The sequence below is a fragment of the Paraburkholderia sp. SIMBA_030 genome, from assembly GCF_046535245.1.
In the GTDB taxonomy this organism is placed as follows: domain Bacteria; phylum Pseudomonadota; class Gammaproteobacteria; order Burkholderiales; family Burkholderiaceae; genus Paraburkholderia.
This window is the reverse complement of sequence record NZ_JAWRXB010001330.1, coordinates 1-246: the sequence shown is the minus strand read 5'-3', so window position 1 is coordinate 246 and position 246 is coordinate 1. Positions and strand designations below refer to the sequence as shown.

At 69.9% G+C, this 246-nt stretch carries 1 pseudogene; it reads left to right on the top strand.

Going from position 1 to position 246, the window contains the following annotated elements:
* Window positions 1-246, top strand: a pseudogene (locus SB772_RS44365) (AMP-binding protein); the annotation flags it as partial.

Genomic DNA, 246 nt, shown 5'->3' with positions numbered 1-246 from the left:
CTGCGCAAGAGCACCTGCATCGCCTTCGGGCTGCCCGATCCGCAGACGGGCACCGAACGCCTGGTCGTCGCGATCGAGGCACGGCCGGCCGACGCCACGCCGCAGACGCGCACCGAATGCCAGCAGCTGCTCGCGTCGCGGATCGGCTTCGCCGCACAGGATCTGTGCTTCGTCGAACCCGGCTCGCTGCCGCGCACGACGAGCGGCAAGCTGCAGCGGCTGAAGTGTCGCGATCTGTATGCGACC